Here is a 13,126-nt window from a genome sequence, read left to right on the forward strand (position 1 = left end):
AAACATGGATACGAATGCCGCCCTCGCCGTCCTGACCGCCCTTGCCCAGCCGCACCGGCTGGCCATCTTCCGCTGGCTGGTGCAGCGGGGGCCGGACGGCGCCTTCGCAGGGGAGATCGCCGGGGCGCTGGGGCTGGCGGCCACCACCCAGTCCTTCCATCTCAAGGCCCTGGCCGGTGCCGGCCTGCTGTCCGCCGAGCCGCAGGGCCGGCACATCCGCTATCGCGCCGACCTGGACGCCGTGCGCGGTCTGGTGGATTACCTGACGGAAAACTGTTGCGGCGGCGATCCTTCCCGCTGCGAACCGCCACTGCGGCCCGGCAGGGTCGCCGGCCGCCGATTCCCCCATCCCGGAACCACCCCATGACCCTGAAGATAGGCATCAACGGATTCGGCCGCATCGGCCGCCTGGCGCTGCGCGCCGCTTTCGACTGGCCCGACCTGCGCTTCGCGCACGTCAACGACCCGGCCGGCGACGCCGCCACCCTCGCCCACCTGCTCAACTTCGACTCCGTGCATGGCCGCTGGGCGCACCAGGCCGCGGCCGAGGGCGATGCCATCGTCGTCGCCGGACAGCGCATCCCGGTCACCCGCAACAAGGGCATCGCCGAGACCGACTGGTCCGGCTGCGATCTGGTCATCGAGGCCAGCGGCAAGATGAAAACCAGCGCCTTGCTGCAGGCCTACCTGGACCAGGGCGTCAGGCGCGTGGTGGTGACCGCGCCGGTGAAGGAGCCGGGCGTGCTGAACGTGGTGATGGGCGTGAACGACCACCTGTTCGACCCGGCCGGGCACCGCATCGTCACCGCCGCCAGCTGCACCACCAATTGCCTGGCGCCGATCGTCAAGGTCATTCACGAGGGCCTCGGCGTCCGCCACGGCAGCATCACCACCGTGCACGACCTGACCAACAGCCAGTCCATCCTCGACCAGCCGCACAAGGACCTGCGTCGCGCCCGCGCCTGCGGGATGAGCCTGATCCCCACCAGCACCGGCTCCGCCACCGCCATCACCGAGATATTCCCGGAGCTGAAGGGCCGGCTCAACGGCCACGCCGTGCGCGTGCCGCTGGCCAATGCCTCGCTCACCGACGCCGTGTTCGAGGTGAGGCGCGAGACGACGGTCGAGGAGGTGAACGCCCTGTTCAAGGCCGCCGCCGAGGGCCCGCTCGCCGGCATCCTGGGTTTCGAGACCCGGCCGCTGGTGTCGATCGACTACCGCAGCGACCCGCGCAGCAGCATCGTGGACGGGTCCTTCACCATGGTGGTCGCCGGCACCCAGGTGAAGGTGTTCGCCTGGTACGACAACGAATGGGCCTACGCCAACCGCACCGTCGAACTGGCCAGGCGGGTGGGCCGGGCGTGAGCGGCGGCCGCGCCAGCCTGGGCCAGTACCTGGTCATCACCGGCAATTACTGGGCCTTCACCCTCACCGACGGCGCTTTGCGCATGCTGGTGGTGCTGCATTTCCACCAGCTGGGCTACAGCCCGCTGCAGGTGGCCATGCTGTTCCTGTTCTACGAAGTGTTCGGCGTGGTCACCAACCTGGTCGGTGGCTGGCTGGGCGCGCGCCTGGGCCTGAACCGGACCATGAACCTGGGCCTGCTGCTGCAGGTCGGCGCCCTGGCCATGCTGGCCGTGCCGGCGGCGATGCTGACCGTGCCCTGGGTAATGGCGGCCCAGGCCCTGAGCGGCATTGCCAAGGACCTGAACAAGATGAGCGCCAAGGCCGGCGTCAAGCTGCTGCTGCCGCCGGGCGAGCAGGGCCGGCTGTATCGCTGGGTGGCGGCGCTGACCGGCTCCAAGAACGCGCTCAAAGGCATCGGCTTTTTCCTGGGCGGCCTGCTGCTTTCCCTGCTCGGTTTCGACGGGGCCGTGCTGGCGATGGCCGCGGCCCTGGGCCTGGTCTGGCTGGCCAGCCTGGGCCTGCTGCGACGCGACCTCGGCCGCTCCAGCGCGAAGCCGAAGTTCACCGAACTGCTGAGCAAGAGCCCGGCCATCAATCGGCTGTCGGCGGCACGGCTGTTCCTGTTCGCCGCCCGCGACGTCTGGTTCGTGGTGGCCCTGCCGGTCTATTTTTCGGCCAGCCTGGGCTGGAGCCATGCCGAGGTGGGCAGCGTCCTGGCCCTGTGGATCATCGGTTACGGCGCCGTGCAGGCAATGGCGCCGACGTTTACCGGCCGGGGCCGGCAACCGCCCGGCGCCGGTGCCGCCTTCGGCTGGGCCCTGGGCCTGGCCACCCTGACCGCCGGCCTGGCCTGGGCACTGTCGGCCGCCTGGCCGCCGGAAGCCGTGCTGATCGGTGGCCTGCTGGCCTTCGGCGCGGCATTCGCGGTCAATTCCGCCCTGCACAGCTACCTGATCGTCAGCCACGCCAGGGAGGACGGGGTTTCCCTGGATGTCGGCTTCTACTACATGGCCAACGCGGGCGGCCGCCTGCTGGGCACGGTGCTGTCGGGCTGGGTGTTCCAGGTCGCCGGCCTGGCCGCCTGCCTGTGGATCTCGGCAGGCTTGCTGGCCGTTTCGGCCCTCGTGGCCCTGAGCCTGCCGGGATCCGCGGCCCGTCCCGCGGGCTAAACGAAACCTGAATGGCATGCCCGGGCCCGCGCATCCTTCGTCCCGGGGCGGGCCACTTTCCTGGGGATGACAGACGGGACGGACCGGTCCATGCTCGAAACCCTGGAATATTCGCCGCTGCCGATGAACACGCTCGCCTGGGCCAGCGACATCGAAGCCGCCCGCGCCGGCGATCGCCTGGCGCTGGAGCGGGTGCTGGCGCGCTCACGTCAGGATCTGCGCCGCTACGCCGAGTTCCATTGCGTGGTCAACGACATCGAGGACGCGGTGCAGGAATCCCTGTTCACCGCTTCCCGGCACCTGATGGACCTGCGGCATGTCGAGTGTTTTGCCTCCTGGCTGTTCCGCATCGTCAAGCGCGAGTGCAACCGCATGAAGCGTGGCCTGCGCCGCCTGCGTCACGAGCCCATCACGGAGGACATCGCAGAGTGCCCGGCAAGCTCGAGGCCGGCGCTGGTCTGCGACCTGGCCATCGTGCTGGAGTCGCTGCCGCCGCATTACCGGGAAATCCTGCTGCTGCGCGACCTCGAGGGCCTGTCCCTGGCCGAACTCGGCGAGCGACTGGGCCTGAGCGAGCAGGCCACCAAGGCCCGCCTGCACCGGGCCCGGGCCCTGGCCCGCCAGCGGCTGCTGGCCTGAACCATTCCGCGGGATGACCCGCAACCACCGGAGAAGGGAGCGAACCATGTCCAAGAAGAACCTCAAGCCCGTTGTCCTGGCCGCCGGCGCCCTGATGCTGAGCGGCACGGTGCTGGCCGGCTCGGCCTTCGCCATGAGCCCGCTGGCCCAGGGCTACATGCTGTCCGCCAGCGATGCCAAGGCAGAGGAAGGCAAGTGCGGCGAAGGCAAGTGCGGCGCCGACAAGGCCGAGGAAGGCAAGTGTGGCGAAGGCAAATGCGGCGCCGACAAGGCCGGACACGAAGGCAAGTGTGGCGAAGGCAAGTGCGGCGCCGACAAGGCCGGGCACGAAGGCAAGTGCGGCGAAGGCAAGTGCGGCGCCGACAAGGCCGGGCACGAAGGCAAGTGTGGCGAAGGCAAGTGCGGCGCCGACAAGGCCGAGGAAGGCAAGTGCGGCGGGCTGGCCTGAGCGGGCGATGAGCCGAGGATCCGCCTTGCCGGCGACCTCCGCCGGCCTCGGGCTGCGGCGCGCCCTGCTGGGCGCGCTGCGGTCCGCGGCGCCGGGTGACTTCGACTTCCTCGAATGCGCACCGGAAAACTGGATCGGCGTCGGCGGCCGTTTCGGCGAGGCCCTGGACGAGCTGTCCAGGCGCCACCCGCTGGTCTGCCACGGCCTGTCGCTGTCCCTTGGTGGGGTGGAGCCTTTCGACCAGACCTTCCTGTTCAAGTTGCGCCGCTTCCTTGAGCGGCACCGGGTGCCGGTCTACAGCGAACACCTGTCCTACTGCAGCGACGACGGCCAGCTGTACGACCTGATGCCTATTCCCTTCACCGATGAAGCCGTCCGCCACGTCGCCGGCCGCATCCGCGAGGTGCAGGACATGCTGGGCCGGCGGATCGCGGTGGAAAACGTCAGTTACTACGCGGCGCCCTACCAGGCCATGGCCGAGATCGACTTCGTCAATGCCGTCCTGGCCGAGGCCGATTGCGAGCTGCTGCTGGACGTCAACAACGTCTACGTCAACGCCATCAACCATCGCTACGACCCGCTGGACTTCCTGGCCCGGCTTCCGGGCGAGCGCATCGCCTACTATCACGTCGCCGGCCATTACGATGAAGCCGACGACCTGAAGGTGGACACCCACGGCGCGGCGGTGAAGGCCGACGTCTGGCAGTTGCTGGACCTGGCCTGCGAACGGTTCGGGCCGCGTCCGGCACTGTTGGAACGCGACTTCAATTTCCCTCCCTACGCGGAGCTGGTGGCCGAGGTGGCGAAAATGCGCGAGGTGCTGGCCAGGCATGCGGCGCCGGCGGGGCAGCGGCATGTCGGCGCCTGAGCGCCTGCGCGAGCAGGAGTTCCGACTGGCGGCCCACATCCGCGACCCGGCGGGGCAACCGCCGCCACCCGGCATCGATGAGCGGCGTCTTGCCATCTATCGCGATCTGTTCTTCAACAGCCTGCTGGGCCTGCTGTCGGGCAATTTCCCGGTGCTCAAGCGCCTGCTGGGCGACCCCGCCTGGCCGGACCTGGTGCGCGACTTCTACCGCGAGTTCCGCTGCGCCACGCCGCTGTTCCCGGAATTGCCGCGGGAGTTCATCCAGTACCTGCAGCAGCGCGACGGCGGCAGCCGCGGCGATCCGCCCTGGCTGCCCGAACTGGCGCATTACGAATGGGTGGAACTGGCCCTGGATCTGGACGAATCCGATCCGTCCGCCGTGCCGCACGATCCAAGCGGCGATCTACTCGCCGGCGTGCCCGTGCTTTCGCCGGTAGCCTGGCCGCTGGCTTACGCCTGGCCGGTGCATCGGCTGTCGCCGGACTTCCTGCCGGCCGGGCCGCCGGCCCGCCCCAGTTTCCTTCTGGTGCTGCGCGACGCCGGCCTCAGGGTCCGCTTCCACGAGATCACCGCCCTTACCTTCCGGCTGCTGCAACGCCTGGACGAATGTCCGGATCTCGATGGCGCCACCCAGCTGCGCGCTCTGGCCGCCGAGGCCGGTGCGGCCGATACGGACGCTTTCGTGCGCGATGGCCTGGATATCCTCGAACGACTGCGGGACCAGGGCGCGATCCTGGGCACCCGCCCCGACTGACGCGGAGGACGAACGATGCCGAACAACTGGGCAGATCGCTGGCTGGCGCTGAGCTCCCGCCTGGACGGCGTGGGCAACTGGCTGGCGCCGCTGGGCCTGCGCCTGATCCTGGCCTGGGAGTTCTGGGAAGCCGGGCGCGAGAAGCTGCGCGGCGAGAACTGGTTCGGCCAGATCCAGGACAAGTTCCCGTTCCCGTTCGACCAGGTGCCGCCCGGCCTGAGCTGGAGCCTGGCCACCTGGACCGAGCTGGTCGCCGCCGTGGCGCTGTTGCTGGGTCTGGGCACGCGCCTGGCCGCCTTCGCCCTGTTGGTGCTGACCGCCGTGGCCACTGCGTCGGTGCACTGGCCGGCCGACTGGTCCAGCCTGGCCGAGCTCTGGCAGGGCTATGCCATCACCGACCGCGGCCATGGCAACTTCAAGTTGCCGCTGCTGTTCGCGCTGATGCTGCTGCCGCTGCTGTTCAAGGGACCCGGGCGACTGAGCCTGGATGCGCTGCTGGCGCGCCACGCCGGTCTCGAGGTGCGAGCGCCGGTGTGCGACCTTTCCGCCTGGGCCCTGGGCCTGGCCGTGACCGGCCTGCCCCTGGCCCTGCTGATGCCTGCCTTCGGTCTGTCCCTGCTGGGCCTGGCACTGCTGCTTGGACTGCTGGATCGCCTGCTGTTGCGTTAGCCGCTGCCGCGTCAGGCCGCTCTGATATCCTGCGCGGCATGGAATCGCCAGCGCCGCCACGCATGGCCGACCGTTTCCGCGGCTTCCTGCCGGTGGTGGTGGATGTGGAAACGGGCGGCTTCGACTGCAATCGCCACGCCCTGCTGGAAATCGCCGCCGCACCGATCGAACTGGACGCGGCCGGCGACTTCGTGCCGGGTGAAGTCGTCAGCGCTCATGTGGAACCCTTCCCGGGTGCGGAAATCGATCCGCGCTCGCTGGAAATCACCGGCATCCGCCTCGACACCGCCCTGCGCGGCGCGCTGCCGGAACGCGCGGCCCTGGACCACATATTCGCGCCGGTGCGGGCGGCGGTACGCCGGCACGGATGCCAGCGCGCCATCCTGGTCGGACACAACGCCCACTTCGACCTGGGCTTCCTGAACGCGGCGGTGGCGCGGGTGGGGCACAAGCGCAACCCCTTCCACCCCTTCAGCACCTTCGACACCGTCACCCTGGCCGGCATGGCCTACGGCCAGACGGTGCTCAGCCGGGCGGTGCAGGCCGCCGGCCTGGCCTGGGACGGCGGGCAGGCGCACTCGGCGGTATACGACGTGGAGCGCACCGCCGAGCTGTTCTGCGCCATTGTCAACCGCTGGCGACGCTGCGCCGGACAGGATCAGGGATCCAGGTTCCAGGTATAGGTGCCCGGTTCCTTGGCGGTCATCGGCACGAAGCCCTTCACGTCCTGGTCGGCTTCACAGTAATCGCTGCCGGTGGAATAGAACTCGTAGGGCCCGGGGTACTCGACGCACAGGTCGTGGCTGCCGCCCCAGTAGCGATCGGTGCCGTCCACGTCGGCATAGGCATAGAAGTTGGCGTTGTCGGTCTTGGCCAGGTTCTTGCACTCACCGGGCTCGACCCGGAACCAGCCTTCGTTCAGGAAGCGGTTCTCGCCCGGCGGTACGTAACTGAGCGCGACCAGCGCATCGTCGGCGCTGCGGTTGCAGACCCGGATGGTCAGCAGCCCCTCCTTGGCCTGCACCGGCACGGAAAACGATGCACCCAGCAGGCCGAGCCCCACGGCCCAGCCGACGACAACGAATCGGTTCATGTTGGAGTCCCCTGTAGACGCCGCCAAGCGGCCCGGCCAGCCTAGCGCGGGCCGGGAAGCCGGGCAATCTCGGCCCGGACGCGGCTCAATCCGGGCTTCGCGACGGTCGTCGCAGTCGGGCTGCGCGGGCACGCAGGCCCCGCCACAGGCCGTACAGGCTGATGACGATCCAGGCCAGCTGCATCAGGGTGGCGGATATGACTTCGCGCACCGGCCGGGGCGAGGCCAGGATGGACACCAGGATGAAAACGGCGCCAAACAGGTTGGCCAGCTGATAGCCCAGGGAATCACCGGCCAGCCGACCGGCCTGCAGCAGGAAAAACGCCAGCAGGACGAAGGCCACGCCCGCCAGGCCGACGAAGTCGTACCAGTACAGGCTCATACCGCCTCCCGCTGTCGTACGGCCTCGAACAGGGCCACGCCGGTGGCGACCGAGACGTTCAGGCTTTCCATCTCCCCTGGCATGGGAATACGCACCAGGCCGTCGCAGGTCTCGCGGGTAAGTCGGCGCAGGCCCTCGCCTTCGCCGCCCAGCACCAGGGCGACATTGCCGCGCAGGTCGGTGCCGTGCAGGCCGGCCGCCGCCCCGCCGTCCAGACCGTAGATCCACACGCCCTGCTCCTTCAGGCCGCGCAGGCAACGGGCCAGGTTGGTGACGCTGACCACCGGGATGCGGTCGGCGGCGCCGGCAGAAACCTTGCGCACAGTGGCATTGATCGGTGCCGCCTTGTCCTTGGGAATGACCACGGCGGTGACACCGGCGGCCGCAGCGGTGCGCAGGCAGGCGCCGAGATTGTGCGGGTCCTGCACGCCGTCCAGCACCAGCACCAGGGCCTTGCCTTCGGCCGCCTCGACCAGGCCGGCCAGGTCCTTCTCGTCATGGGTGCGCGGCGCCTCGTAGCGGGCGATGGCGCCCTGGTGACGCAGGCCGCCGGCGATGCCCTCCAGCGACTGCAGCGGCACGCGGCGGACCGGCACCTCCCGGCGACGCGCGGTTTCCTCGATCCCGGCCAGGCGCGGATTCTTGGCGCCCGCCTCCAGCAGCACCTCGCGGACGTGTTCGACGTCGTGCTCCAGGGCCGAGGCCACCGCATTGATGCCGACCACCCAGTTGTCGCGCCTGCTCATCCGTATTTCCCCTTCCTCGACCCGGTGCCTTCGGGCAGCACCAGCCGGAAATCGATCCGGCGGTCCTCGACGCTGGCCTTGAGCACCAGCACCCGCACCGGATCACCCAGGCGGAAACGCAGGCCGCGCCGCTCACCGCTCAACTGCCGGCGCAGCGGGTCGAAATGATAGTAGTCGTGCGGCAACTGGGTCACGTGCACCAGGCCGTTGACCTTGGACTCGGCCAGCTCGACGAACAGGCCAAAGCTGGTGACGCCGCTGACCACGCCATCGAATTCGCTGCCGACGTGCTGTTCCATCCATGCGCTGCGATATCTCTCGTCCACCTCGCGCTCGACCTCGTCCGCGCGCCGCTCCAACTCGGAGCAGCGCAGCGCCAGCGCCGCCATCTCCGCCTCGTCGTAGCGCACGCCGGCCGGCCGCTTGAGCGCATGCTTGATCACCCGGTGCAGCAGCAGGTCGGGATAACGGCGGATCGGCGAGGTGAAATGGGCGTAGGCCTCCAGGGCCAGGCCGAAATGCCCCTGGTTCCGCGGGTCGTACACGGCCAGGCTCTGCGCCCGGAGCAAGACCGACTCCAGCAGGGCCGCGTCCGGCCGCGAGCGCACCTTGTGGATCAGCCGGGTGAAGTCGCGCGGCTGCACCCGGCTCCAGGCCGGCAGGCTGAGCCCGAATTCGGCGAGGAACTCCAGCAGTTCGGCGTACTTGTTCTCCGGCGGCCGCGCATGCACGCGGAAGAGCGCCGGAAGGCCCTTGGCAGTGACGAAACGCGCGGCCTCGACGTTGGCGGCGATCATGCATTCCTCGATCAGCTTGTGCGCATCGTTGCGCTCCAGCATGCCGGCCTGCACGACCTCGCCGCGGTTGTCGAGGACGAAACGCACCTCGCCCGACTCGAACTCGATGGCGCCGCGCTTCTGGCGGGCCCGCGCCAGTACCTGGTAGAGCTGGTGCAGGTGCTTCACCTGCGGCATCAGCGAACCGATCCTGGCGATGGCTTCCTGTCCGGCCTCGGTATCGGCCTCGCCGACCGCGCGCCAGACCTGGGTGTAGGTCAGGCGCGCGTGCGAGCGCATCACCGCCTCGTAGAACCTCGACTTCACCACGTTGCCGTCGAAATCCACCTGCATGTCGCAGGCGAAGCACAGCCGGTCCACCTTCGGGTTCAGCGAACAGATGCCGTTGGACAGGACCTCCGGCAACATCGGCACCACGAAACCGGGGAAGTAGACCGAGGTGCCGCGCAGCAGCGCCTCGTCGTCCAGCGGCGTGCCCGGGCGCACGTAGTGCGAGACGTCGGCGATGGCGACGATCAGGCGAAAGCCCTTGGCGTTCGGCTCGCACCAGACCGCGTCGTCGAAGTCCTTGGCATCCTCGCCGTCGATGGTGACCAGCGGCAGCTTGCGCAGGTCCGTCCGCCCTTCCAGGTCGGACTCCGGCACCTCGACCGGCACTCGCGCCGCCTCGTCCAGCACCTCGCGCGGGAACTCGTGCGGCAAGTCGTGGCCGTGGATGGCCGCCTTCACCACCAGCGAGGGCGTAAGCCGGTCGCCCAGCACCAGCAGGATGCGGCCCAGCGGCGGCCGGGCCCGGCCGGCCGGCGGCCGCGCGTACTCCGGCGGCTGCGTCACCTCGCAGACCACCAGCTGGCCGTCGCGGGCGCCGTTGCGCTGCTCCGGCGGAATCAGTACCTCGGTCAGCACGCGCCGATCGTCCGGCACCACCATGCCAATGCCGCCACGCTCCTCGTAGCGGCCAGTCAGGCGGGTCAGGCGGTGCTCGAGGACTTCGACGATGGCGCCCTCGCGCCGGCCCTTGCGGTCCAAGCCTGTCACCGAGGCCAGCACACGGTCGCCGTGCAGGGCCTTGCGCAGTTCCGCCGGCGGCAGGAACAGGTCGTCGCCACCGTCCTCGCACTTCAGGAAGCCGAAGCCGTCCGGGTTGGCGATGACGGTGCCGGCAATCAGGTCGAGCTTGCGGGCGACGGCGAAGCCGCCACGACGGTTCCGCAGCAGCTGCCCGTCACGCAGCATGGCCGCCAGGCGGCGACCGAGGGCCTCGAAGCGGTCCGGCGCCTCCAGGTCGAGCTTACGGGCGATTTCCTCCGCGGTCAGCGGGCCGTCGGCATCGGCCAGCAGCTCCATGATGGCTTCGCGGCTGGCGATCGGATTCTCGTAGCGTTGCGCCTCGCGCACGGCCATGGGGTCGCGCCGGCGGCGATTGCCGATCGGTTCGTCCGTCTTCCGCCCCGGACGACGTTTGTGATCCGGGTCCGGCATTGTCCCTGCGGTTCGGGTTTTTGCCTTTCTTGCGCTCGCTTCGGCCCCGCCCCGGGCACCGCGCGCGGACACCGTACCCGTCGCCCGCTTCGCCGTGGACCTGGTCCCGGCCGCCCCGTCGCCCCGGCTGCCTTTGCGCCTTCCGGCGGCTGCATTCTCGCTGCCAGCGGAACCGGCCGGCCGCTCCCGGGCACTTTCCGGCATCCAGGGCGGCAGCTCGCCGGTCTTGCCTCGCTTCTTCGGGGGGTTGCTCATGCGGGCATGGTACACCTGCCTCTCCCCGGGGCCTTCCGGCATGGTCGGCGACCGGGCCTGCCGCCGGGCGCGGCAATTGACATCCCGAGGTGCCGCCACTAGAGTACGCGGCTCACCCGGCCAACCGGTCGGCCACCTGCCCAGGTGGCGGAATTGGTAGACGCACTAGTTTCAGGTACTAGCGGGTAAAACCGTGGAGGTTCGAGTCCTCTCCTGGGCACCACCTTGCTGACGAAGGCCCGCGGTGCGGGCCTTTTTCGTTTGCGTCCACCGTCGCACCGGCGACGATGGCCGCATCGGGAGCCACATGGCAGACAGCGACCGTCCTCTCGAGCGTGCCCGCGCCCTGGCCGCCGCCGGCCGACGCGACGAAGCGCTGGCCATGGTCCTGCCCTTGTCGCAGGCCGGCGACCCCGACGCGGCGCTCGCCCTGTCCTCGCTGCGCCGTTCCGCAGGCGATGAAGCCGCCGCCTTCGACTCGCTACGTGAGTTCGTAGCCAACCCTGCCTGCCGACAGCGCATGGTCGAGATGCTGTTGGGGGAACGTCGCAATGCCGAAGCGCTGCGGGTACTCGATCATGGCGGCAGCATGACTGGCTGCGCCGGCCATGTCGCCGCAGCGATAAAGGCCCATCTCGCCGGCGATTTCCGCACCGCCCTCTCGGAGGCCCGGTTGGCATCGGAGCTCGAGCCAGGGAATGCCGTCGCCCACAACCACGCCGCCCGGGCCCTGCACAACCTTGGACGCTCAGTGGAGGCGCGTTCGGCGCTGGAGCGCGCCGTGGCGCTGGATCCGGACTACGCCGAGGCCTGGCATAACCTCGGACACGTGTTGCGTGCCATGGGTCAGGCGCACGCGGCCATCGATGCATTCCGGCGGGCGCTGGAGATCGCTCCCGGCTATCGCTCCGCCCGGCTCAATCTCGCCATCACCCTGTTCGAGATCCAGCATGCCGACGAGGCGCTTGCCACCTTCGAGCAGCTACTCGCCGACGGTCGGGCCGACGCCGAAGCCCTGGTCGGATCCGGGCTCTGCCTGCATCTGCTGGGACAGGCGACTCAGGCCCGGGATCGTTACCTGCAAGCCTTGCGACTGGTTCCTCAACACCCTGCCGCCTGGTACTACCTGGGCTCGGTTCTCAACGAACTGGGCGACGTGGCCGGCGCCCACGATGCCCTTCAGCGCGCGCTGGCGATCAATCCCAGGGATGCCGATGCCTGGGCCGAGCTTGCCGAAGTACACGAGCTGTCCAACCGGCTGGATGAAGCGCAGCAGGCGGTGGCTGCCGGCCTGGCGATCGCACCCGACCATCCCCAGCTGAACATCGAGGCGGCAAAACTTCTCCGCCGGCAACATGATCCACGAGGCGCGGAACTGCGCTTGCGTGCGCTGGATGCGCGGCGGATGCAACCACGGGTACGGCAGCAGTTCCTCTACGAACTCGGCACGGTGCTGGACCGCCTGGGCCGGTTCGAGGATGCATGGCAGGCCTTCGTCCAGGCCAACACACTGGCTTCGCAGAGCGTCCGCGCCCGAGCCATCGAGCCTGGCAGGTGGCTGCGCGGCGTCGAGGCGCTGTCGGCCTGGCTGGATCGCGGCGCGCCCGGGATCGAAGCGAGCGAAGACGGTGGGGCCGACCAGGGGCAGGATCTGTGCTTCCTGGTCGGCTTCCCCCGATCGGGAACCACCCTGCTGGACACCATCCTGGGAGCGCATCCGGCGATCACGCTGCTGGAGGAAAAACCGACCCTGGTGCCAGTCATCCAGGCCCTGCAGCGGCATCCCGACGGCTACCCCGATGCCCTTGCCTCGCTCGAGGAAAACCAGCGCGACGAGCTGCGCCGTTACTACCGCGAGGCGTTGGCGCGCCACGGCGCGACCGCCGGCACCCTGGTGGTCGACAAGCTGCCGCTGCGGATCATCCACCTCGGTCTGGTCCAGGCCCTGTTCCCGCGAGCCAGGGTGCTGCTGTCGCTACGCCACCCCTGCGATGTGGTGCTCAGCAATTTCATGCAGCAGTTCGCAGTCAACGAGGCCTTCGTCAACTTCTACAGCCTCGCCGATAGCGTGCGCATGTACGACGCGGTATTCGGGCTGTGGGAGCGACTGCGGCCGCGGCTTCGGCTGCCGATCATGGAGGTCCGCTACGAAGAGCTGGTGGACTCGCCGGAACGGGTCGCCGCGGCGGCCCTGGGGTTCCTCGGCCTGGATTGGGATCCTGGCCTGCTGGAAACGTCGCGCCGCACTTCCGGCCGGGAACGCATTACCACCAACAGCTACCACCAGGTCGCCGAGCCGATCTACCGCCATTCGGTCGGCCGCTGGCTGCACTACCGCAGTCATTTCACCCTGCACCTTCCGGTGCTGCGGCCGCACGTCGAACGCCTCGGCTACGGGCAGGTCTGACCGCCCCTCG

Annotated in this window: 14 protein-coding genes and 1 tRNA gene; 11 read left to right on the top strand and 4 right to left on the bottom strand. The window is 69.3% G+C overall.

What is annotated here, in order from left to right; all coding sequences use genetic code 11:
* The first annotated feature begins 4 nt into the window (after window positions 1-4).
* From F0415_RS03655 to rnt, 9 genes are all read left to right on the top strand, one after another.
* On the top strand, window positions 5-367 hold the full coding sequence (locus tag F0415_RS03655) for an ArsR/SmtB family transcription factor (RefSeq protein ID WP_149859833.1): 363 nt from the start codon (window positions 5-7) through the stop codon (window positions 365-367).
* Entirely contained in the window at window positions 364-1,365 is a 1,002-nt protein-coding gene (locus F0415_RS03660) for an ArsJ-associated glyceraldehyde-3-phosphate dehydrogenase (RefSeq protein WP_149859834.1), read from the top strand. Before F0415_RS03655 ends, F0415_RS03660 begins: the two co-directional genes overlap by 4 nt.
* The gene (gene arsJ, locus F0415_RS03665) at window positions 1,362-2,576 is read left to right on the top strand and encodes an organoarsenical effux MFS transporter ArsJ (protein WP_246149844.1); all 1,215 of its coding nucleotides are present in this window, start codon (window positions 1,362-1,364) and stop codon (window positions 2,574-2,576) included. The genes F0415_RS03660 and arsJ overlap by 4 nt, the downstream gene beginning before the upstream one ends.
* 90 nt (window positions 2,577-2,666) lie before the next feature.
* On the top strand, window positions 2,667-3,215 hold the full coding sequence (locus tag F0415_RS03670) for an RNA polymerase sigma factor (protein WP_210244150.1): 549 nt from the start codon (window positions 2,667-2,669) through the stop codon (window positions 3,213-3,215).
* A gap of 46 nt (window positions 3,216-3,261) precedes the next feature.
* Window positions 3,262-3,663: an HvfA family oxazolone/thioamide-modified RiPP metallophore gene (locus F0415_RS03675; protein ID WP_149859836.1), complete on the top strand. Its 402-nt coding sequence runs from the start codon at window positions 3,262-3,264 to the stop codon at window positions 3,661-3,663.
* 7 nt (window positions 3,664-3,670) lie between these two features.
* Window positions 3,671-4,531 carry an HvfB family MNIO-type RiPP peptide maturase gene (locus tag F0415_RS03680; protein ID WP_149859837.1) on the top strand — a complete coding sequence of 287 codons (861 nt, stop codon included), beginning with the start codon at window positions 3,671-3,673 and terminating at the stop codon, window positions 4,529-4,531.
* The gene (locus F0415_RS03685) at window positions 4,518-5,285 is read left to right on the top strand and encodes an HvfC family RiPP maturation protein (RefSeq protein WP_149859838.1); all 768 of its coding nucleotides are present in this window, start codon (window positions 4,518-4,520) and stop codon (window positions 5,283-5,285) included. Before F0415_RS03680 ends, F0415_RS03685 begins: the two co-directional genes overlap by 14 nt.
* Before the next feature lie 15 nt (window positions 5,286-5,300).
* Window positions 5,301-5,954, top strand: a complete 654-nt coding sequence (locus F0415_RS03690; RefSeq protein ID WP_149859839.1) for an HvfX family Cu-binding RiPP maturation protein — start codon at window positions 5,301-5,303, stop codon at window positions 5,952-5,954.
* Between the two features lie 38 nt (window positions 5,955-5,992).
* On the top strand, window positions 5,993-6,637 hold the full coding sequence (gene rnt / locus F0415_RS03695; RefSeq protein WP_246149845.1) for a ribonuclease T: 645 nt from the start codon (window positions 5,993-5,995) through the stop codon (window positions 6,635-6,637).
* On the opposite strand, the gene F0415_RS03700 is transcribed toward rnt, so the two are convergent.
* The 4 genes from F0415_RS03700 to rnr all read right to left on the bottom strand — a co-directional run bounded on the left by F0415_RS03700 (window position 6,613) and on the right by rnr (window position 10,658).
* Entirely contained in the window at window positions 6,613-7,047 is a 435-nt protein-coding gene (locus F0415_RS03700; protein WP_149859840.1) for a DUF1036 domain-containing protein, read from the bottom strand. The two genes, rnt and F0415_RS03700, sit on opposite strands and share 25 nt — an antisense overlap.
* A gap of 85 nt (window positions 7,048-7,132) precedes the next feature.
* Window positions 7,133-7,429, bottom strand: a complete 297-nt coding sequence (locus F0415_RS03705; RefSeq protein WP_149859841.1) for a CBU_0592 family membrane protein — start codon at window positions 7,427-7,429, stop codon at window positions 7,133-7,135.
* Window positions 7,426-8,175: a 23S rRNA (guanosine(2251)-2'-O)-methyltransferase RlmB gene (rlmB, locus tag F0415_RS03710; protein WP_149859842.1), complete on the bottom strand. Its 750-nt coding sequence runs from the start codon at window positions 8,173-8,175 to the stop codon at window positions 7,426-7,428. The genes F0415_RS03705 and rlmB overlap by 4 nt, the downstream gene beginning before the upstream one ends.
* On the bottom strand, window positions 8,172-10,658 hold the full coding sequence (gene rnr / locus F0415_RS03715) for a ribonuclease R (protein ID WP_149859964.1): 2,487 nt from the start codon (window positions 10,656-10,658) through the stop codon (window positions 8,172-8,174). Before rnr ends, rlmB begins: the two co-directional genes overlap by 4 nt.
* Window positions 10,659-10,847: 189 nt before the next feature.
* Between rnr and F0415_RS03720 the strand changes: the two genes are divergently transcribed.
* A tRNA-Leu gene (locus F0415_RS03720) sits at window positions 10,848-10,932 on the top strand.
* An 84-nt stretch (window positions 10,933-11,016) separates the two neighbouring features.
* Window positions 11,017-13,116 carry a tetratricopeptide repeat-containing sulfotransferase family protein gene (locus tag F0415_RS03725; RefSeq protein WP_149859843.1) on the top strand — a complete coding sequence of 700 codons (2,100 nt, stop codon included), beginning with the start codon at window positions 11,017-11,019 and terminating at the stop codon, window positions 13,114-13,116.
* The last annotated feature ends 10 nt before the right edge of the window (window positions 13,117-13,126 follow it).

The organism is Arenimonas fontis (assembly GCF_008386465.1).
Taxonomy (GTDB): Bacteria; Pseudomonadota; Gammaproteobacteria; order Xanthomonadales; family Xanthomonadaceae; genus Arenimonas; species Arenimonas fontis.

Coding starts and splice junctions, on each gene's coding strand:
- F0415_RS03655 (WP_149859833.1), top strand. CDS start 5: ATGGATACGAATGCCGCCCTCGCCGTCCTGACCGCCCTTGCCCAGCCG.
- F0415_RS03660 (WP_149859834.1), top strand. CDS start 364: ATGACCCTGAAGATAGGCATCAACGGATTCGGCCGCATCGGCCGCCTG.
- F0415_RS03670 (WP_210244150.1), top strand. CDS start 2,667: ATGCTCGAAACCCTGGAATATTCGCCGCTGCCGATGAACACGCTCGCC.
- F0415_RS03675 (WP_149859836.1), top strand. CDS start 3,262: ATGTCCAAGAAGAACCTCAAGCCCGTTGTCCTGGCCGCCGGCGCCCTG.
- F0415_RS03680 (WP_149859837.1), top strand. CDS start 3,671: ATGAGCCGAGGATCCGCCTTGCCGGCGACCTCCGCCGGCCTCGGGCTG.
- F0415_RS03685 (WP_149859838.1), top strand. CDS start 4,518: ATGTCGGCGCCTGAGCGCCTGCGCGAGCAGGAGTTCCGACTGGCGGCC.
- F0415_RS03690 (WP_149859839.1), top strand. CDS start 5,301: ATGCCGAACAACTGGGCAGATCGCTGGCTGGCGCTGAGCTCCCGCCTG.
- rnt (WP_246149845.1), top strand. CDS start 5,993: ATGGAATCGCCAGCGCCGCCACGCATGGCCGACCGTTTCCGCGGCTTC.
- F0415_RS03700 (WP_149859840.1), bottom strand. CDS start 7,047: ATGAACCGATTCGTTGTCGTCGGCTGGGCCGTGGGGCTCGGCCTGCTG.
- F0415_RS03705 (WP_149859841.1), bottom strand. CDS start 7,429: ATGAGCCTGTACTGGTACGACTTCGTCGGCCTGGCGGGCGTGGCCTTC.
- rlmB (WP_149859842.1), bottom strand. CDS start 8,175: ATGAGCAGGCGCGACAACTGGGTGGTCGGCATCAATGCGGTGGCCTCG.
- rnr (WP_149859964.1), bottom strand. CDS start 10,658: ATGCCGGAAAGTGCCCGGGAGCGGCCGGCCGGTTCCGCTGGCAGCGAG.
- F0415_RS03725 (WP_149859843.1), top strand. CDS start 11,017: ATGGCAGACAGCGACCGTCCTCTCGAGCGTGCCCGCGCCCTGGCCGCC.